Here is a 19292-nt window from a genome sequence, read left to right as displayed (position 1 = left end):
TCGCTCACTGCTCGTCCTTTCCTCGTAACTTGTTCTGTATAGCAGAACGCGAAACAGCTTCAAATGCAGGCTGATCGTGAACCGTCAAGTCGGGCACCTCCCCTTCAAAGCGGCGTACGTCCAGCATCGTCGAATGGGACGCGGGACTCTGCGTCAGGCTTGATGTGCGCATGTCATGGGTCAATGCATTCGGATTGCCGTGCCGGTCCCGCTGCTGCGGGGCGTCGTAATCCGGGTCGTACCACGCACCCGTCCACAGAAAGACACAGCCTTTTAGAATGTCCGGCGTAACGCGCGCTCCGGCCAGACACCGGCCGCGATCATTGAAGAGCTCGACGACATTGCCATCCGCAATTCCTCGGTCGGTTGCGTCTTCCGGATGGATCAGAACCGGTTCCCGTCCCTGCACTTTCAGGCTGAGGCTATAGTCCCCATTGTCCAGTTGCGAATGTAGCCGTGTACCCGGTTGACCAGAAAGCAAATAGAGCGGCTGCATACCCGCAGCGGTATCGCGCGGCTCAAACCAAGTGGGATGCCCAGGACAATCGTCAAGCCGAAAGCTTGAAATTCGTTCAGAGAAAATTTCGATCCGGCCACTGGGCGTCGGCAGTGGGTTCGCATCCGGGTCCTGCCGAAACTCAGCCAAAAATACCTGCGTCGGGGATGGATCTCGCATTTCGACAACATCACCGCGTATAAATGTTTCCCATTCCGGTAAGTTTTCACCGCTTGCTTGCGCCGCTTCCCTTGTCTGAGCCCAAATACGGCGCAACCAGCCTTCACGATCCAGCCCATCGGTAAATCGATCTGAGTTGCCCATTTTCTTGGTGAGGTCTGCATAGATATCAAATTCGGTCCGTGCCTCTCCGGGCGGCTGAGCGCTGGCGGGCATTGGCACCAAGGCGTTGTCCGATTTACCCCCACCAAAATCTGTGCGTTCCTGCGGTGCTGAAATCGGAAGAACAATATCCGCGTGGCGAGCCGTCGCAGTCCAGTTCAGCTCGTTCACGATCACTGTTTCAGGGCGTTGAAACGCGTTGTGAAGGCGTCGCAGGTCCTGATGGTGATGGAAGGGATTTCCTCCGGCCCACCAAACCATTCGAATATCAGGGAAAATACGCCTTTCGCCGTTGTATAGGTACTCACCACCTGGGTTCAGAAGCATTTCCGAGATCATCGCGACAGGGATAAAATCCGAAGTCGGGTTTTTGCCCTGCGGAAAAGTTCCCCAACGGAATGGTCGCTCTATATTGCCAATATTGGCGTTGACCCCATAGCCAATAGTATAGCCGCCACCAGGCAACCCAATTTGCCCAAGCATCGCGGCCAAAGTGACTGTCATCCATAAAGGTTGTTCGCCGTAATCGGCCCTTTGCAGTGCAGCTGCACAGGTGATCATCGTACGGCCCGAAGCCATTTCTCGCGCCAACGACGAAATTCGATCTGCAGGAACGCCTGAGATCGACGCAGCCCAAGCAGCAGATTTCACTATCCCGTCGGTTTCGCCCATCAGATAGGCTGCAAACTTATCAAATCCGACCGTGTAGCTATCCAGGAAATCGCGGTTGTGCAGCTTTTCGGTCAGAAGGGTATGCGCGATCCCCATCATCACGGCGGTGTCTGTTCCGGGTTTTGGCGGAAGCCATTCTGCGCCAATCTCGCCCGCCGCGTCCGTTTTCAGTGGGCTGAAGTTCACAAATCTCACGCCGGCTACCGCGCAGGCTTTCAGGTTGTCCACCATTCTGTGGCGCGCCACGCCGCCGTCGCTGACCTGCGTGTTGCGTGTGGCCATACCACCAAACATCACCACCAGATCAGAGTGTTTGGCAATCACCGGCCATCGGGTCGCCTGCGCAACATGGGTCCGAAACGGGCCGACAATATGAGGCATCAGTACCAAGGCGGCGTTGTAGCTGTAATTGCCTTCCGAGCGGACAAATCCACCCTGTGTGTTCAGGAACCGCTTGAGCTGGCTTTGCGCATGATGAAAACGCCCCGCACTGGACCACCCATAGGAGCCACCAAAAATCGCCTCATTGCCATATGACTCGCGCACGCGGGTGAGTTCGGAGGCTATCAGGTCCAGTGCGTCATCCCAGCTAACTTCGACAAAGCTGTCACGCCCGCGCGCAACCTCCCCCTCCAGCCAACCACGGCGGACGGCCGGGCGCAACACGCGCGCGCGACCATTCAGACTTGAGGCAATATTGCGGTTGATCTCTGAAGGATTCGGGTCGTCAGGATGCGGGTGAACCGCGACCAGTTTGCCGCCCTTAGTTTCTGAAATACCAGCACCCCAATGGTTTCCGGTCAGGGTCCGGGTCGTCTCTGCGGTCACGTCTTTGTTCCGTTATAAAATACTGTCTTTCCGAATATTGACACAAAACTGGTGGCCTGTCATCATGCTGAACAGCATTAGAGGGCACAAAAGTGCAAGACATCCCACTTAATCTAGCAGACTGCCTTGTGCAGGATGGACGTCCCGATCGTGTTGAGGGTCGACATGTTAATATGCCGATAGAACTCGGCTCAACAATGGTTTTCGACAGCTTTGCAGAATTCGCAGCTGCACGTGATGCCCGATATGAAAGCGGCACACTCTATTATGGGCGCTATGGCAATGCCGCGACCTTTAAGCTTGAGCAGATGCTGGCAAAACTTGAAGGCGCCGAAGCGATCACGCTGACATCCTCTGGGGTGGCCGCCATCACAACGACGCTGATGGCGCTGACCCACCCCGGCTGCCACGTTCTGGTCGCTGACAACGTTTATGGCAACACCCGCGCCTTCTGCGACGGGCTGCTGACCCAGCAAGGGGTCGAGATCGAGTATTTCAATCCACTGATTGGTGGCGCGATCAGTGGCCTGATGCGTGAAAAAACGGCGGCCATCATGCTTGAAAGCCCGGGGTCGGGAACTTTCGAGATGCCTGATATCCGGGCTATCACGGAAGCAGCGAGATCGGTAAAAGTGCCGACCGTCCTCGACAACACATGGGGAACGCCAGTTTTTAGCCAGCCATTGTCCTGGGGCGTTGATACCGTTGTCTACTCGGGCAGCAAATACATCTCAGGCCACTCAGACTGCATGCTGGGAATAGCCGCAAGCAATGCCGCTTACGCAAAGATCATTCGCAAGGCGGTCATGCAGATTGGCGATAAAACCGGCGGTCAGGAAATCCTGCTCGCCCTGCGCGGGCTCAGAACTCTGAAGTTGCGGATGGAGTATTTCGATAGAGCTGGTCGCGAGATGGCGAATTGGTTTTTGGACCAATCGCAGGTCAAAACCGTTCTGCACCCGGCGTTGCCCTCCTGTCCGGGACATGAGAACTGGGCGCGGGATTTTACCGGCGCTGCCGGGCTGTTTGGCGTCGTCTTCCACACCACAAGCGAAAGCGCCGTGCATCGCTTTGTTGATGCGCTGCACCATTTCGGAATAGGGGTCAGCTGGGGCGGGTATGAAAGCCTCGCCCTGCCGGTCACGCCTGTGCGTACAGCGACCAAGTGGTCGGAAACCGGCCAGCTTGTCCGTTTCAATATCGGGTTAGAGGACCTTGACAGTCTGAAAGCAGACATCGTCAATGCCCTCCCCCTGCTTGATCAGTAAGGATTTAGAAATGCTCAACAAGATCGACCATTTTGCCATCGGCGCAGACACTCTGGCCCAAGGCGTTACGGCCATGAAAGACGCGCTGGGTGTCGAGGTGCCTCAAGGATCGAAACACGATGCGATGAGCACGCATAACTGCGTAATGCAGGCAGGCAAGGAGAGCTTCTTTGAACTGATCGCAATCGACCCCGATGCCCCCGATCCGGGCCGGGTCCGCTGGTTCACTCTGGATGATCCCGCGACGCAAGACCGGCTGAACGAGCGCCCTCGGGCGTTGTGCTGGGTGGTGAACACTGATGATCTGGATGCCGTCATCGCCGCCAGCCCGGTTGAACTGGGCGAGGTTGTCCATTTCCAGCGCGGCGACCGCAGTTGGCGTCTGACCGTACCAAAAGACGGGCATCTGCCGGAAAACGGACTGCTTCCGGCATTCATCGAATGGTCCCCCGGTCCGCACCCGTCAGCGGGTCAGCAGAACCTGGGCGTTACGCTTTCAAAGGTGCTGGTGCAGACACCGGATGCCGCGCGACTGAAGGACATGTTTGAAAAACTTCAGATATCGCATTTGGCGGAGATTTCCGAAGGTCCCACCGCGCTGTCCTTTGTTCTGGAAAGCCCAAATGGAACTGTGACGCTCGACTAAGAGAAAGGTGCTTTATGGCGATCCCACCGGTCAATCTGTCGCAAAAACCGGACGTTACCGGTTTCTTTGATCCGGGGTCCAACACGATCACATATATCGTGCGCGATCCCAGTTCGACGGCCTGCGCCATTGTCGATCCGGTGATGGAGTTCGACCTTTCAGCTGGCCGTCTGACATTTGAAGGCGCAGATCAAGTCGTCGCCTATATTCGCGAGAACGATCTGACTCTGGAATGGATCATCGAAACACATGTCCATGCCGACCATCTCTCGGCCGCACCTTACCTTCAACAAAAGCTAGGCGGTAGGATCGGTATTGGCGAGCATGTGCAGACCGTTCAGGACACCTTCGGCAAAATCTTTAACGAAGGCACCGAGTTTCAGCGGGATGGCTCACAATTTGACGCCCTGTTCAGGGATGGTGACACCTATCAGCTGGGCAGCATGGCTTGCTTCGCGCTGCATTCACCTGGCCACACACCGGCCTGTATGGTTCATGTCATTGGTGATGCTGCATTTGCCGGAGACACGTTGTTCATGCCGGACGGCGGCTCAGCTCGGGCCGACTTTCCTGGCGGCGATGCAGGGCAGCTTTACGACTCGATACAACGGGTTCTTTCGCTGCCTGATGAGATGAGACTTTTCATCTGCCATGACTACGGCCCCGGAGGGCGAGCAATTGCTTGGGAGACCACCCTTGGTGAGCAAAAAGCCAAGAACATCCATGTTGGTGGCGGCAAATCTCGGGAAGAGTTCATCAAGTTCCGCACGGAGCGTGACGCGCAGCTGGCCGTTCCCAAGCTCATCCTTCCTTCGCTTCAGGTCAACATGCGCGCCGGTGAAGTGCCAGAGGACCACGACGGGAACATGATGCTCAAGACCCCCATCAACAAGCTCTAACCACTATACCGCCTACAATTAACAAACCGCCCATCTGGTTTCAGATGGGCGGTTGCTTTTGCAGTTGCGGATTAGGGGAGGTTGGGGAAATTACCGCTCTGCAACTTTCATGCGTCGTTTGAGGTATTCACCGTACTGGCCAAGTCCAAACAGGAAGACCCAGTAGATCGCCGCAACAAAGGCCAGAACCTCGATGTAGTATGGCGCCCACTCGCCCGTGCCGAAGGCCGCATTGGCCGAAGCAAGGATATCGAAGAACCCGATGATGATGACGATGGCGGTTTCCTTGAAGGTCACAACCACGTTGTTGACCGTCGCAGGTAGGGCATGACGGAACACCTGCGGCAGCACAATGCGCCCGAGGATTTGCCAATAGGTCAGACCCAGCGCTTTGCCCGCTTCGAACTGGCCTTTGGTGATAGCCTGAAATCCACCGCGCAAAACCTCAGCCTGATAGCAGGCGAAGAAGAGCCCAAAGGCGATAATCACACGCCATATCTTGTCGCCTTCCAGCCAGCTTGGTAGCAGGATCGGAATGACAACGGCGGCTGTGAACAGAGTTGTCAGCAGTGGCAAAGACCGGATCATGTCGATTACCAGAGAGGCAAAGCCGCGCACGACTGGCATTTCCGAGCGCCGCATCAGAGCCAGACCCAGCCCCATTGGCATCCCGATCAAGACCACGCTGGAGAACAGGAACAGCGTCAGGGCCAGTCCTCCCCATTGGTCGGTGGTAACCTGAGGCAGACCCAGTAGGCTGCCTTCCATCAGCAGGTAATAGATGGCAAAACCCACGATCCAGATGGTTGACAGGCGTTTGGCCGTCCAGGTCCACGGGAAGCACGATACGATAACCGTGCCGATAATTGACAGGCAGGCCAGTGCCGACCGCCAATGCTCGTCATAGGGATAAAGGCCAAACAGGATCAGCCGGTGCCGGGCGTCGATAACGGACCAGCAGGCCCCGCCATGGCCGCATTGCTCGACATTGTCGGCGCTCCAGACTGCGTTGAACACACCCCAGCTCACCGCCTGCCAAACCAGCCACGCCAAAAAGGTAAACACAACAACCGTGATCACTGAATCCGTGGGCGTGGCAAAGGAGCGGCGGCGGAATTGCTGCCAGTCGAATTTCTTGGAGAGGACTGCGTCAGCCATATCAATGCGCCTTCAATTTGAGGCTTTCGTTGAGCCAGTTGACGAACTGAGCAATCGAGAAGTTGACCAGCAGGAACGCGCCCATGAGGATGGCGATCAGTTCCAGCGTCTGACCGGATTGCGTGATCGAGGTTGAGACGATGTAGAACAGGTCCGAGAACCCGATGGCGACACCGATTGTTGTGGCTTTCATGATGAAAATCCACTGGTTGCCAAGCGGGGGAATGATTGTCCTCAATGCCATGGGCATCTTGATGCGCGCCCAGATCGCACGCTGGGTCAAACCCAGCGCCTCCCCAGCCTCGATCAGACCTTTAGGCACTTCGGCGAGGCCACCACGAACGACCTCAGCGATATAAGCCGAGCCGTAGAGCGTGATGGCAATGATCATGACCAGTAGTTCTGGTGAGATGGTCAGACCACCCTCAAACCGCAGCCCCTGCAGCGCAGGCCACGAAATCGCGCCCTCGCCCGCTGGAACCGTCAGGCCAGTTGCGACCAACACCATGAAAAAGCCCAGGCCAGTCAGAGCGAGTACAATCTTTAGGAAGCTGATTTTCATCCGCGCCATGAAAAACGCCGCAGCGACCAGGACCAGAACCATGATTAGGGCGACGGTCAATGACACGTTCAGCAGCGGGATCATCAGCCCGCGATTGGACAAAAAGATCGCCTCACCCAGTGACATCGCCTGTCTGGGCCCCGGCAGGTGGATCACAACGGCGTACCAGAAAATACCCTGCAGGATCAGCGGAATGTTCCGGAAGGTCTGGATATAAACCGTCGCCGCGGTTTTCAGGGCCGGGTTGCGCGCATCGCGGATCGTCCCGATGAGGAAACCGAACACAGTGGACAGCACAATTGTCAGAAAGCCCAGAAAGATCGTGTTCAGGAACCCGATCGTCAGGGTTCGGGCATAGCTGTCATTGATATCCCGATCAATCAGCGAAAACGAGTAAGACCAGCCTGTGGACCGCTCGAGGAAGCCAAAGCCGCTGGCAAGACCCAGCGCATTCAGGTTGACCTTGGCACTCTGAATGGCGCCGATGACAATAAGCGCGGAAAATACAATCAGCGCGCTTTGGATAATCAGCTTGCGCCTGTTGGCGCGCGCCTTCAGTTCGGATGCGTCCATGGCTTCAGTCTTTTTTAATGTACGGGAAGTTGCGGGGCCGCCTTCTACGGCGACCCCGGGCTAAGTCAATGCTTAGTCAAGCTGCGGGGCGTAGAGAACGCCGCCGTGGCTCCAGAGGTTGTTCAAACCGCGTTCCAGTTTGTACGGGCTGTTGTCGCCCAGATTACGGTGATAGATTTCACCATAATTGCCCATGGCTGCGATCATCTCTTTGGCCCATGTGTCGCGCAGGCCCAGACGCTCACCCATGCCCAGTTCGGCGCCCAGCAGACGGGCGATTTTCGGGTTCGGTGGGTTGGCTGCCATTTCCTCGACATTTTCCGAGGTGATGCCTTCTTCCTCGGCGATCAGCAGGGCTGCCAGCATCCAGTTGGTGAAGTCGACGAAATCCTCATCACCCTGGCGCATCGCCGCCGAGATCGGTTCGTTCGACAACTGGTCGTTCAGGATCACGTGCGCATCCGGGTTTTCCATTTCCGTGGCGCGCAGGACAGCCAGAAACGGACCCCAGGCGACAAAGCTGTCGCAACGGTTGGCCAAATAGGCCGCGCGCAGTTCGGAGGCTTTTTCATAGCTAACCATCGTGTGTTCCACACCAAGACTCTGCAGATAGTTGGCCGCGATGCGCTCGATGGTGGTGCCCGCTTCGACGCAGATGGTGCCGCCTTCCAGATCCTTCGCCTCGGTGATGCCCAGATCGCCATGCGCCATGAACTGTGCGCCGCCGAAGAAATAGGGGATCGAGAATTGCAGACCCAGTTCGGTGTCGCGACCCATGGTCCAGCCGGTGGTTTTGATGATGACGTCGACGTCACCAGACTGCAGGGCCGGGAAACGCTGTGCCCAGCTCAACGGAACGATCTGAGCCTTGCTCGGGTCGCCCAGCAGCGCAGTTGTCATCGCGCGGCAGAGGTCGATATCTAGACCTTTCCACTCGTTTTTGTCGTTCACTTCGACAAAGCCGAAATAGGAGCCGTTGTGACCCGAGCACAGCATCGTGCCGCGATCCTGGATTGCTTTGATCGTGGGGCTTTCCGCCAGCGCAAGGTGGGGGAAAGCCGTCCCTGCCGCCAAAGCCAAACCTACCGCCAAACCTTTGATTTGCATTTTTCCAACTCCACTGTTGTTCTGAATATCAGCACGTCTGTATTGTTATAAAGAATGTCTAACTTGACGTAACGAGTCAATAGTTTCGCACTTGAGACTCATCTTTTGTCGAAAAGGGTCGAGAAGAATTGCCCAGATTTTAAGCAATTGGCGGGTGAGGTGATTTGCCAGCTTACCCGTTCTCGGTTGTTCCCGGATGGAGAGGGTCGGCAAAAAAGTCGTTTGTGTTCTGAGGACTAAGCCAGTTGAAATTTTGGAAAGCTCTTGGGGACCCTCTCCGCGTGGGTGGGAGGAACGGGTTTTTGACGATTTTTCTTGAGGCGAGTGGGATCAAAGGCCTTAGCCACCGCCAACAAAGGCGACGTTACCCATACGATTGATCATCTGTATGTCTCGGACGATGAGACCTTGGCGGTCATGATCGGCTTTGTTGAGGCCAAAATCGAAGCCGTAGGTATAGATGCAACAGGCATCTATCTGTTTGTCCTCCGCCCAGAGGACGATGGCTGGAAAATCGTCACCGACATGTGGCATCAGCATGTTCCCGAGGGGAGCTGAGGTCTGAAGTATAAGTCGCCCCCGGCGCGAAGTGATGCCGCACTGCACCAAAATCAATTGGTGCAGTGCAGTGGCTGATTTCAGGCTGGGTTGAGGACAGTTGCAGCTATCAGATCATGATGACGACTTCGATGCCATCCAGTCTGATCACGGCACCCTCCACTCTGTTCTCAGGTCTTAGCGGCGTGCCAAATGGATCCCGGCGATAGTGCAGCGCACCGAACCGCCAGCCATTTCTATCGTTGGAATGGGAAGTGGAACAAGTTTCGCGCTCTTCTCGATGATGGCTTTCTGGTTTTCCGTCAGAGCATCGAAAGCCGTTTGCGACAGGGCCAGAAGGCGCATGTCTCTGCCCTGAAGTTCAATGGCGTTACCGGCGAAGGCTTCGATCTGATCATGACTGAGTTCGATCACATTGCGTCCAGGTCGCCCAAGTCGGTCTACGACCTCTTTCCTGCGGTTTTCGTCAGTGATCATGTTCGCGCCGATCAATGCATAATCCGTTGCGATGCACATCAGCACGTTGGTGTGATACACAGCAACTCCGTTTCTGTCAGTTGCTGCGAACGCCATCGGTTCATAGTTGAAATGGGTGCAAAACCGCTCCAGCAGGATCGGGCTGGTCCGGTCAGATTCAACGGCATAAGCGACGCGATCAACATGATCGATAACCATAGCCCCTGTGCCTTCTAGGAACAGGTTGTCATGCTCAAGCCCCGAATAATCGATGATATCCTGAACACGGTATTCCTGCTTGAGTAATTCGATGACATCCGTCCGACGCTCTAGTCGGCGGTTTGGGGCCATCATTGGATAGATCGCGACATGTCCGCCAGCGTGGGTCGAAAACCAGTTGTTGGGAAAGACACAATCGGGGGTACGGTTGTCGTCTCCCTCAAATACATGGACGAGCACGCCGTACTGGCGCAGGATTTCTGCAGATCGCGTGGCTTCGTCATAAGCCTGCTTAGCAATATCGCCGCTTGCGGTTTGACCGGCCTGAAACACGTTATCAACAGTTTCCGTATTCACCGAAAAATGGTGCGGACGGATCATGACAACTGAAGGCGGGGCCTGAATACTGGGTTTTTCCATAATTGTGATCTCCTCAGTTGTCCGGTTATTGGGCGCGCAGCAGCATTCCGAACAGATCGCGCGGATCGTCGGGGTCAGCCAGCATGTCCAGGTCTTGAAAGAAGTCAGTGCCCTTGATCCGGTCACGGACAAAGCGCAGGGCGGAAAAGTCCTCGATGGCAAATCCTACTCCATCGAACAGGGTAATCTGGCGGTCACCGGTACGGCCCTGCTTGATGCCCTTTATGACCTGCCACATTTCAGTTACCGCGAAATCGTCAGGCATCTGTTGAATATCACCTTCCACGCGGGTTTGCGGCGGGTACTCAACGAAAACATCTGATCGCAGCAGAACGTCTTTGTGTAGCTCGGTTTTGCCCGGGCAATCGCCGCCGATAGCGTTGATGTGAACGCCTGCACCGACCATGTTGTCGGTCAGGATGGTCGCGTTTTGCTTGTCTGCCGTGCAGGTGGTGACGATCTTTGCCCCTTCGATGGCCTCTTCGGGCGTCTTGCACGACGTGATATTGAAGCCGCGGCCCTCAAGATTTCTGACTAGCTTTTGGGTTGCCTTGCTGTCGATGTCATAAAGCCGGAGCGTATCAACACCGCAAAGCACATTCATTGCGGTGGCTTGGAATTCAGATTGGGCCCCGTTTCCGATCATCGCCATGCAGCTTGCACCCTTGGGGGCCAGGTACTTGGCGACCATCGCAGATGTCGCCGCAGTACGCAGTGCGGTCAGCATTGTCATTTCAGTCAGCAAAACGGGGTAGCCTGTATTGACGTCGGCAAGAAGACCAAAGGCAGTGACAGTTTGCAGGCCTTCCTTGGTGTTTTTTGGGTGGCCGTTCACGTATTTGAACCCATAGGCCTCACCGTCCGAAGTTGGCATCAACTCGATCACGCCGACATCTGAATGACTGGCAACGCGTGGGGTCTTGTCGAATTTCTCCCAACGTCGGAAATCGTCTTCGATATACAATGCAAGACCTTTCAGCATCGACTCAATGCCAATGCTGTGTATTAGGCGCATCATGTTTTCGACGCTGACAAATGGAACAAAAGCGAGTTCGGATGGGGACAGTTTGGGCATGGAGACACCTTCGAATCTTGGTTTCTTGCAATATCGCCTGTAAGAATTTTAGGATAAATGAGCTAATTACGCAGTTCGCTAGGTCAAAGTCGACCAATTTGTTCGGTCGATTTTTGCAGAAAGTACAGCTGATGAAACAAAGTCGGGGTAAGCACATTTACGATGATCTAGACCGTCAACTAATCTCTTTTCTTCGACGTGACGGTCGAGCGCCAGTTTCCAAACTTGCAGATCTGCTTGGTGTGACCAGAGCAACAATCCAAAGCAGGATGGACAAGTTGATAGAAACTGGGGCGCTGCTCGGTTTCACGGCCCGGATTCGCGAGGATTACGAGGAAGACTACATCCGCGCGATTATGATGATTGAGGTCGTGGGAAAGTCCACTAGTCAGGTCATTCGGGCGTTGCGCGGAATGTCAGAACTCTACGCCTTGCACACCACGAATGGGAACTGGGACCTGATCGCCGAAGTTCGCGTCGCCAAATTACACGATTTTGATCGCGTGCTGCGTGAAGTTCGAATGATCGATGGGATCTCCAACAGTGAGACAAGCCTGCTGTTGTCGAGTGTTTGATCCGATCATCGTAACTTACGTTCCATTCCTGTCTACATTCCTCCCCAACACGTTCATGGGACCGGAAATCATCACCCAGTGAAGTGGAATGCGCTGGCGACATCTGTCGCCAGCACATTTTGTTCAGGATAGTAGGATTTGTGTGGCTATTGTGGTGATCCAGCGGCACGAAACTGCTAGAAGTCTCCTTCCATAGAAGTTGAGGGCTCGGTGGGTAGGCCGGAAGTGGCTCAGTCGAATATGGCGGTTCAAAAAACCGTCTCAGCTTCTGCTTCAAGTACAGGCCGATTATTACGGTTGTTGTGAGGCGCACAAAGTGGTCCTTCATACAAAACCAATCTATGCCCGACATGTGGCCATGCGCCATTTCCTGATCCACGATCTGCCTGACGGGTTCCACGGCATCCGCCACCACGGCCTGCTGGCCAGTTCAGCGCGCAAAACGAACATTAAGAAGATCCAGACTTCGCTTAATGTTCAACGCTCCGACGAAATCACCGAGCCACAGCAGGAGCCCGATGTCACTCCGCTCACTTTGCGCGAGCCATGCCCCTGCTGCGGCGGTCCAATGCGTATCATTGAGATCTTCCGGCGTGGTTAGATACCGATGCCGTGTGCGCCACTACGGGAGCAGGCCGCATTATCCGATGCCTGACCATACACTTCGATATGCTCCGGTCGTCTTTAGCTGATCGGTCAAACCTACTTGCGGTCATCACTCAGAATAAATGCTGTGACTCACAGCATATGGACTCAATCGGTGAAATGCCCGCGACCAAAGTGGCAGAAAATGGTCGCAGCTGGCGCATCAAACACTGTCGGCCACGCGTCTGTGGCAACGTCAGCCTCATCCGTCTGCGCTCTTTCCCCATAGCATGATCCCAGTTCCCGCGGCTTCCTCCTACCGAGGTTTGTAAACGCGGTCCACCGTCGGCCAAAAAGGCAAAGTTGCATCCTTGTGGAAAGGGCTGCCTTTCAAAGAGATCATGTTGGAACCTATTCGAAAACTACTGGGCAAAACAAACGTCAGATCACGCATGTTCGTCAATTGGGTCCCAGATTTTGCAACACATCCATTCAAGGTTGCTTTGATCGCTGACCGTTTGGAAGCTGCAGAGCCTTTCCAAGATGTGCAACAGACTTGTAGAGCTAGCCATAGCGATTGCCTTGTTTGTCTGAAAAAGACCACCGATCACTGGGTTGCGGTTGTGAAAGGCAATCCTCGGTTCGTTACTGAGACAACTCCCGAGATCTTGAAACAGCGGCATTGACGCCGTCTCCAACAACGCCTTTCAGATTGTTATTAGTAGCAAAGGCCGACAATGCGGCTGCCGTCGTTCCACCTTTTGACGTTACACTCTCGCGCAGGCTCGCCGGGCTTCTGTTGGTCTTGAGCAGCTCTGCAGCGCCGATCAACGTGTCAATAGACAGGTCCAGGGCCAGTTCCGGGTCCAACCCAGCTTGTTCGCCGGCCAGTGCAAGCGCTTCGACAAATGCAAAGAAATACGCCGGGCCCGAACCGGATACAGCCGTTGTCATGTGGATGTGGTCTTCGTTATCCACCCAGCGAACAGGGCCGGAACCGGAAATCAGGGCTTCGAACTGTTCTTTGTGAGACGGTTCCGACAGATGTGCCACATTCACCGATTGACCAACCGCCGCGGCCATGTTCGGCATACAGCGCGCAACGACACATGGTTTTCCAGCGCTCCTTGCAATTCGGCTGCTGGCAACGCCAGCCATGATGGAAATCACCAGACCACCCTCAGACAAAGGAACCGCCCATCCGGAACCAAGCGTCTCAAAGATCTGCGGCTTTACGGCCAAAAGGATGGTTCCGAACTTCTTGTCTTCTGGGATCTCTTCGATCCTATGGAACAAACCGCTGAGGCCAAGTTCGACAGCCACTTCGGCATCCAGGAATGGGTCAACGACTGAGACCTGATCCATATCCCCACCACTACTGCGGAAGCCTCTCAGGATAGCGAGGCCCATATTCCCGCCACCTATGAACAACGTTGAGTTTGGACTTTGTGACATCGTGAATGCCCTCTGATGATTGGAATTGGTCTGCTCGACAGGACTCAAGCGCCCTGCCCCATGGGGAGTGTCAATTGGCTTGAGGTCGACCACCTCTCGAACAAACGGGAGGTGGTGATAGTGCTACCAGCCTTCTTCAGTGGCCAGGCTGCGCGCACCTTTGACCACGATGCGCTTCTCCATGTACTTGATTCCGCGCAAAATCGGGAAACAGTAGATGAAGTAAAGCGTGGCACAGAGGAACAGGATCCACATGATGTGCGTTGGATGCCGGTGGATCGCGTCCTCGCCCTGGCGCATCAATTCCACAACGCCGATCACTGACAGGATTGATGTGCCCTTGATGACCAGAACATAGACGCCGGCAAGCGGAGGCAGTGTCAGTTTCCAGGCTTGGGGTAGAATGACATACGCCAGTCTCTGACGCATTGTCATACCCGTGGCGGCGGCACCTTCCCACTGCCCCTTCGGAACAGCTTCCAGCGAACCACGAACGATCTCGGCGGTATAGGAAGAAGTATATATCGTCAGGGCGATGACCGCAGCCGTGAAATTGGAGAAGTCAAATATGGACCAACCGGTCGTCGGCAGCGCATAGTAGACAATGTAGATCTGCACTAGGAACGGAGTTGCACGAACAAGGTGCACATAAAGACCTACTAGGTTGTTTGCGTATCCAGGCCCAACAGTCCGGATCAGCCCCAGAAAAAGTCCCACAACACTACCAAAGAAGATCGCAACGAAAGAGATCAAGATGGTGTTCAGAAAGCCTTCCAGCAGGAACGGCATTGTTTGAAGCGTGATTTCAAGCATTCTTGCCTCCTATCGCTGACGCCAAGAGTTGCCAGCCAGTCGTTTTTTGGCGACGGACGAGAGATATAGCATCATGAGGTAGATCAGCAGGTAACCGAACGCAGCCGTCATGAAGGCTTCGACAGGCATGACGCGGTCAGACAAAATGATTAGGCCTGCACCGAGCAGTTCAAACACCGCGATAAAGCTCAGGATCGAACTGTCTTTGATAAGAACGGCCGTTTGTCCCAGAAGTGCCGGAATAACATTTGCAAAAGCCTGTGGGTAGATGATGTTGATCATCGCCTGGCGCTCGCTCATACCCACGGCTTTGGCCCCTTCGAACTGGCCACGATCGACGGATTCAATTCCTCCGCGAATGATCTCGCTCATGTAAGCTGCGGTATGCACGGTCAGAGCAAAGATGCCACATGCAAGAGCAGGAACGGGGATGTTCAGAACGGGTATCTGCGAAAGGCCATAGTATACAAGGTAGAGCTGCACAAGAAGCGGCGTACTACGGATCGCTTCGACATATGTGACAACTGGAATCGCGATCCAGCGCTTTTTTGATCGACGGGCCACTGTGATCAGAGTGCCGAGGATAAGGGACAGTACAAGGCATACACAGGATATCCAAAGTGTCGCCCATAGCCCCTCTGCAAATACGGGAAGGTATTGAGATACGACCCGATAATTGTAGATTTCAATAAGGCTCATTTTTGCCTCCTATTTTATCAGGTCGAATGAGTGGCCGGATTGACCGGCCACTCTCTACCTACGAAGGCTGATTACTTGTGGTCAGCTTCCCACGCGTCGCTCAGAACCCAGTAGTTCAGCATGCGCTCGATGGTGCGGTCAGCATGCTTGATGCGGAACCAGTTGTTGAGCCAGGACTGCAGATGAGTATCGGTCGGACGAACCGGGAAGCTCAGCGGCGACTGAACGATGACGCCATCGGTGATGCGCACGCCTTCGAATTCGCGGGTGAACTGGGTTGCGATCTCGCGCGAGGTTACACCAGCATTGACGCGACCAACCGACAGGGCTTGTGCGACGGCCGGGCTACCGCCGGACAGTTCAACAACTTCGGCATTCGGGATGTTCTCACGAACAAAACGCACGTGCGAGCTTGCCTGAGGAACACCGATTTTCACGCCGTCCTTGTTGAGGTCCGACCACGCTGCCGCGTCCGAGTCTCCACCAACGTAAGCGACAACTTCGCTGTAGTAGAACGGCTCGGTGAAGTTCAATTGCAGTGCGCGCTGGGGGGTCGGCGTCATGTCAGCCGCAATGAAATCGACTTTTTCTGCCAGCAGTGCAGGGATCAGACCCTTCCACTCGTAGTCGTGGAATTCGATTTCAACGCCCATGTCCTGCGCGATCAGTTTCACGATCTCGACTGCAAAGCCGGTGCGTTCACCGTTTTTGTCAACAAAGCTGAACGGAGGGCCCTGAGTCTGAACGGCAACGTTCAGCGCGCCCCGGTTTACGATATCGGAAACGGTATCAGCATTCGCTTCCGAAAAAGTGGTGGTGTGTGCAGCCACAAATGTTGCCGCCCCCGCCAAAAGTGACTTGAAGAAGTTCATCACGTATACTCCCTTGGGTTGAGTGATGGTTTAGAGAACCTTGTCCAAAAACTGACGTGCTCGGTCGGTTTTTGGGTTTTCGAAAAATGCTGCGGGCTCACCGCTTTCGACCAATTCGCCACCGTCCATGAAGATCACACGGTCGCAAACCTCACGCGCAAAATTCATTTCATGGGTCACGAGACACATGGTCATTCCGTCTGCAGCAAGACGTTTCATAAGGTCGAGCACTTCGCCGACCATTTCGGGGTCAAGAGCCGAGGTTGCTTCGTCGAAAAGCATCAGTTTCGGCTTCATCGCCAAAGCGCGGGCAATGGCAATACGTTGCTGCTGGCCACCCGACAGCTGCGACGGGTAGTTGTTGGCCAGATGGTCAAGACCCAACTGCCTCAGAAGATCCATTGCGACGTCTTCGGCCTGGGATTTGGAAAGCTTGCGCACCAGAGTTTGTGGCAGCGTGATGTTTTCCAACGAGGTCTTATGCTGGAACAGGTTAAAGTGCTGAAACACCATCCCGACATCGGCGCGAAGCGCATTCATGTCGGTTTTGCGATCCGCAAGGTCGGTGCCGTCGATGACGATGTGGCCCGATGTCAGCGGGTCTAGGCCGTTGAGCGCCCGCAGCAAAGTGCTTTTGCCCGATCCACTTGGGCCAATAATTGCAACGACCTCACCTCGATCCACATGCGTTGAGACGGATTTCAGGGCATTTATTGTCCGGCCATCAGCCGTGTGAAACACCTTTGAAAGCTCATCAATTTTGACCAGCGGGCCCTCATTTGAAACACTATCAAGCGCCATCGTACGAAACCTCCTCTTCCGCGGCACCCAAATGCTGCTTCAGGCCGCACATCAGCGCGTCAGCAGCTGTTGGGTTTACATCGATGTGGGTGACAATTCGGATGCGGCGCTCGCCAAAAGCACCGACAAGTACATCTTGTTTTTTCAACAGCTCGACCAGTTCGGCCGCTTTTGGCGCATCTTCGGTCATATCGAAGATGACGATGTTGGTGTCGACCGGAAGCACCGCTTTGACAAACGGCAAGTCATCAATTTCGCGCCCAAGACGTTCGGCCAGGGAATGGTCGTCAGCGAGGCGCTTCACATGGTTGTCCAGCGCATAGAGACACATCGAAGCGACAATCCCTGACTGGCGCATTGCGCCGCCGATCTGCTGCTTGAGACGCCACGCCTTGGTAATGAACTCTTTCGAACCGGCAAGCACAGCCCCTACGGGCGCGCCCAGACCTTTCGTAAAGTCGATCCAGACCGTGTCGTATTCCTGGGCGTATCGCACAGGAGAGATACCGGTTTTCAACGATGCGTTCATCAACCGGGCGCCATCCATATGGGTAGCAAGACCGGCAGCCTTCGCCGTGCGCGCCACCTCGTCCAACTGTTCAACAGGCCAGATCGCACCACCGCCCATATTCGCGGTTTGCTCAACACACAGCAGTGCGCTTTTGGGCATGTAGCGGGAATTGGGTCGCAGACATTCTTTCACCTGATCCGGAGTGAAAATCCCGCGCTGACCATGGATAGCGCGGATCATGACGCTGCTGATTGCAGCGGGACCGCCGGTCTCAAAGTTGATAATGTGGCAGGACTGCTCGCAAATGATCTCATCACCCGGGTTTGTGTGAATCTTGATGGCGATCTCATTGCACATCGTGCCCGACGGCAGAAAAACAGCGGCTTCCTTGCCAAGCAGATTAGCGACACGTGCGCACAATTCGCTTGTGGTGGGATCTTCATCTTTTTGTTCGTCACCCACGACACAGTCCAATACAGCTTTTCTCATCTCTGCTGTGGGCTTGGTTTTTGTGTCAGCGTAAAAGTCATACATCGTGTTCTGCCTCCTCTGCGAAAGACGAAGAACAGAGCAACTAACGACGTCATGGAGCTATCTTCGACCAACGCAAAACATCATGTGATGGTTGCCTCGGTAGAGATTGAGCATGCTGGCAGACAGAAGGATAATACAAGGTTGGACCTTTAGTATTCACTTTTGATATGGTGAAATAAGGCCGAGCAAGGGGCCTGGTGCACCCGAAAGGACAACAATTGCAGCTCAATTCCCGTCTTCTCGAATGCTTTCATGCGACAATCGCCGTGGGTACCGTTACCGGAGCCGCAGACATCCTGAACACATCCCAACCTGCCGTTAGTCGGTCCTTAAAGCAGCTTGAGGATGCAGTTCGAATGAAGCTTTTCATTCGCTCCGGAAACCGAGTTACGCCGACACGCGAAGCAATGCTGCTTTATGAAGAGGTCGACAAATCGTTTCGAAGTCTGAGAAGGATTGGGAGAACTGCCGAAGAGATCCGCAACTTGCAACAGGGCAAGATCCACGTTGCCTGTGCACCGGCTTATTCTCAGGGGTTTCTTGTATCTGCCGTGAGAGCCTTCCACAAAAATCGGCCGCGCGTTCAGATCGTCGTATCAACCCGGCAAACTCCGACAATTTCAGATATGGTTGCCTCTCAGCAATGCGATATCGGGCTAGCAGCCTATGCTGTCGAACCTGACGGAACCGTATTCCAGTCGTTCACCGATGCTCCTGAAATTTGTATCCTTCCAGCAGATCATGAGTTGTGCGCAAAAGACGAAATTACGCCCGAGGACATCAACGATCAGAGCTTTGTGGGACTTGGTCAAAATGATCCTTACAGTCAGCGGTTGAGCCGGTTGCTCGAAGAGAAATCGGTGGCACCCAACACAGTCGTGGAAGTACACAATTCGATCATGGCCGCAGAAGCAGTCGCACAAGGAGTAGGTCTAACAATAATAAACCCGTTCTCCGCACTAAGCTTCAAACACCGGAATGTCGTTTTCCGCAAATTCTCGTTTAGCTTACCCTTCAATAGCACCTTGCTTCGATCCAAATTTCAGCCCGAAAGTACGATGGTATCGGCATTTGAGCAGTGCTTGATTGAAACTCGTGACAGCTACCTAAACGAACTTGAGGGCTTTCTTCACAGTTAGAGGCAATACGATCCCCCGAGGATTTCAAT

At 54.6% G+C, this 19292-nt stretch carries 18 protein-coding genes and 1 pseudogene; 7 read left to right on the top strand and 12 right to left on the bottom strand.

Annotation, left to right across the window (positions count from 1 at the left end):
• Positions 1-4: 4 nt before the first annotated feature.
• Positions 5-2338 (bottom strand): molybdopterin-dependent oxidoreductase, encoded by a 2334-nt coding sequence (locus tag ACR0EZ_RS21995; protein WP_480616944.1) that lies wholly within the window; start codon positions 2336-2338, stop codon positions 5-7.
• A gap of 92 nt (positions 2339-2430) precedes the next feature.
• Between ACR0EZ_RS21995 and metC the strand changes: the two genes are divergently transcribed.
• Genes metC through ACR0EZ_RS21980 form a run of 3 tightly spaced genes read left to right on the top strand, consistent with a single transcriptional unit; the run spans position 2431 to position 5151 of the window.
• Complete coding sequence (gene metC, locus ACR0EZ_RS21990; protein ID WP_480616943.1) at positions 2431-3606, top strand: cystathionine beta-lyase; 1176 nt, start codon at positions 2431-2433, stop codon at positions 3604-3606.
• A 10-nt stretch (positions 3607-3616) separates the two neighbouring features.
• The gene (locus tag ACR0EZ_RS21985) at positions 3617-4252 is read left to right on the top strand and encodes a VOC family protein (protein WP_480616942.1); all 636 of its coding nucleotides are present in this window, start codon (positions 3617-3619) and stop codon (positions 4250-4252) included.
• A 14-nt stretch (positions 4253-4266) separates the two neighbouring features.
• Entirely contained in the window at positions 4267-5151 is an 885-nt protein-coding gene (locus ACR0EZ_RS21980) for an MBL fold metallo-hydrolase (protein ID WP_480616940.1), read from the top strand.
• Positions 5152-5241: 90 nt separating this feature from the next.
• Here the strand turns inward: ACR0EZ_RS21980 and ACR0EZ_RS21975 are convergent, their stop codons facing one another.
• From ACR0EZ_RS21975 to ACR0EZ_RS21965, 3 genes are all read right to left on the bottom strand, one after another.
• Complete coding sequence (locus tag ACR0EZ_RS21975; protein WP_480616939.1) at positions 5242-6309, bottom strand: amino acid ABC transporter permease; 1068 nt, start codon at positions 6307-6309, stop codon at positions 5242-5244.
• A 1-nt stretch (position 6310) separates the two neighbouring features.
• Positions 6311-7444 carry an ABC transporter permease subunit gene (locus ACR0EZ_RS21970; RefSeq protein ID WP_480616937.1) on the bottom strand — a complete coding sequence of 378 codons (1134 nt, stop codon included), beginning with the start codon at positions 7442-7444 and terminating at the stop codon, positions 6311-6313.
• 72 nt (positions 7445-7516) lie between these two features.
• Positions 7517-8551: an amino acid ABC transporter substrate-binding protein gene (locus ACR0EZ_RS21965; RefSeq protein WP_480616935.1), complete on the bottom strand. Its 1035-nt coding sequence runs from the start codon at positions 8549-8551 to the stop codon at positions 7517-7519.
• A gap of 324 nt (positions 8552-8875) precedes the next feature.
• Here ACR0EZ_RS21965 and ACR0EZ_RS21960 point away from each other — a divergent pair, with 324 nt between their 5' ends.
• Positions 8876-9109: a Cif family virulence factor gene (locus tag ACR0EZ_RS21960; protein ID WP_480616933.1), complete on the top strand. Its 234-nt coding sequence runs from the start codon at positions 8876-8878 to the stop codon at positions 9107-9109.
• Between the two features lie 177 nt (positions 9110-9286).
• Here ACR0EZ_RS21960 and ctlX read toward each other — a convergent pair whose 3' ends face one another.
• Complete coding sequence (gene ctlX, locus ACR0EZ_RS21955; RefSeq protein ID WP_480616931.1) at positions 9287-10204, bottom strand: citrulline utilization hydrolase CtlX; 918 nt, start codon at positions 10202-10204, stop codon at positions 9287-9289.
• A 25-nt stretch (positions 10205-10229) separates the two neighbouring features.
• Entirely contained in the window at positions 10230-11279 is a 1050-nt protein-coding gene (locus ACR0EZ_RS21950) for an ornithine cyclodeaminase (protein WP_480616929.1), read from the bottom strand.
• Between ACR0EZ_RS21950 and ACR0EZ_RS21945 the strand changes: the two genes are divergently transcribed.
• Together ACR0EZ_RS21945 and ACR0EZ_RS21940 are read left to right on the top strand one after the other, a co-directional pair.
• A complete protein-coding gene (locus ACR0EZ_RS21945) occupies positions 11240-11854 on the top strand; it encodes an Lrp/AsnC ligand binding domain-containing protein (protein ID WP_480616927.1) in 615 nt (204 codons plus the stop codon). The genes ACR0EZ_RS21950 and ACR0EZ_RS21945 overlap by 40 nt on opposite strands.
• Before the next feature lie 358 nt (positions 11855-12212).
• Positions 12213-12455 (top strand): annotated as a pseudogene (locus ACR0EZ_RS21940) (IS91 family transposase); the annotation flags it as partial.
• Between the two features lie 629 nt (positions 12456-13084).
• On the opposite strand, the gene proC reads toward ACR0EZ_RS21940, so the two are convergent.
• The 6 genes from proC to ACR0EZ_RS21910 form a co-directional block, all read right to left on the bottom strand.
• On the bottom strand, positions 13085-13894 hold the full coding sequence (gene proC / locus ACR0EZ_RS21935; protein WP_480616953.1) for a pyrroline-5-carboxylate reductase: 810 nt from the start codon (positions 13892-13894) through the stop codon (positions 13085-13087).
• A 123-nt stretch (positions 13895-14017) separates the two neighbouring features.
• Positions 14018-14707 (bottom strand): amino acid ABC transporter permease, encoded by a 690-nt coding sequence (locus tag ACR0EZ_RS21930; protein ID WP_480616925.1) that lies wholly within the window; start codon positions 14705-14707, stop codon positions 14018-14020.
• Between the two features lie 9 nt (positions 14708-14716).
• Positions 14717-15406, bottom strand: coding sequence for an amino acid ABC transporter permease (locus ACR0EZ_RS21925; RefSeq protein ID WP_480616923.1), 690 nt, complete (start codon positions 15404-15406; stop codon positions 14717-14719).
• Between the two features lie 71 nt (positions 15407-15477).
• On the bottom strand, positions 15478-16278 hold the full coding sequence (locus ACR0EZ_RS21920; protein WP_480616921.1) for an ABC transporter substrate-binding protein: 801 nt from the start codon (positions 16276-16278) through the stop codon (positions 15478-15480).
• Between the two features lie 30 nt (positions 16279-16308).
• Complete coding sequence (locus ACR0EZ_RS21915) at positions 16309-17079, bottom strand: amino acid ABC transporter ATP-binding protein (RefSeq protein ID WP_480616919.1); 771 nt, start codon at positions 17077-17079, stop codon at positions 16309-16311.
• Positions 17069-18124 (bottom strand): threonine aldolase family protein, encoded by a 1056-nt coding sequence (locus ACR0EZ_RS21910; RefSeq protein WP_480616917.1) that lies wholly within the window; start codon positions 18122-18124, stop codon positions 17069-17071. The genes ACR0EZ_RS21915 and ACR0EZ_RS21910 overlap by 11 nt, the downstream gene beginning before the upstream one ends.
• 197 nt (positions 18125-18321) lie before the next feature.
• Between ACR0EZ_RS21910 and ACR0EZ_RS21905 the strand changes: the two genes are divergently transcribed.
• The gene (locus ACR0EZ_RS21905; RefSeq protein WP_480616915.1) at positions 18322-19263 is read left to right on the top strand and encodes a LysR substrate-binding domain-containing protein; all 942 of its coding nucleotides are present in this window, start codon (positions 18322-18324) and stop codon (positions 19261-19263) included.
• Positions 19264-19292 lie beyond the last annotated feature (29 nt).

The sequence above is a fragment of the Ruegeria sp. AK4 genome, from assembly GCF_056541025.1.
This window is presented reverse-complemented; position numbering and strand designations above follow the sequence as displayed.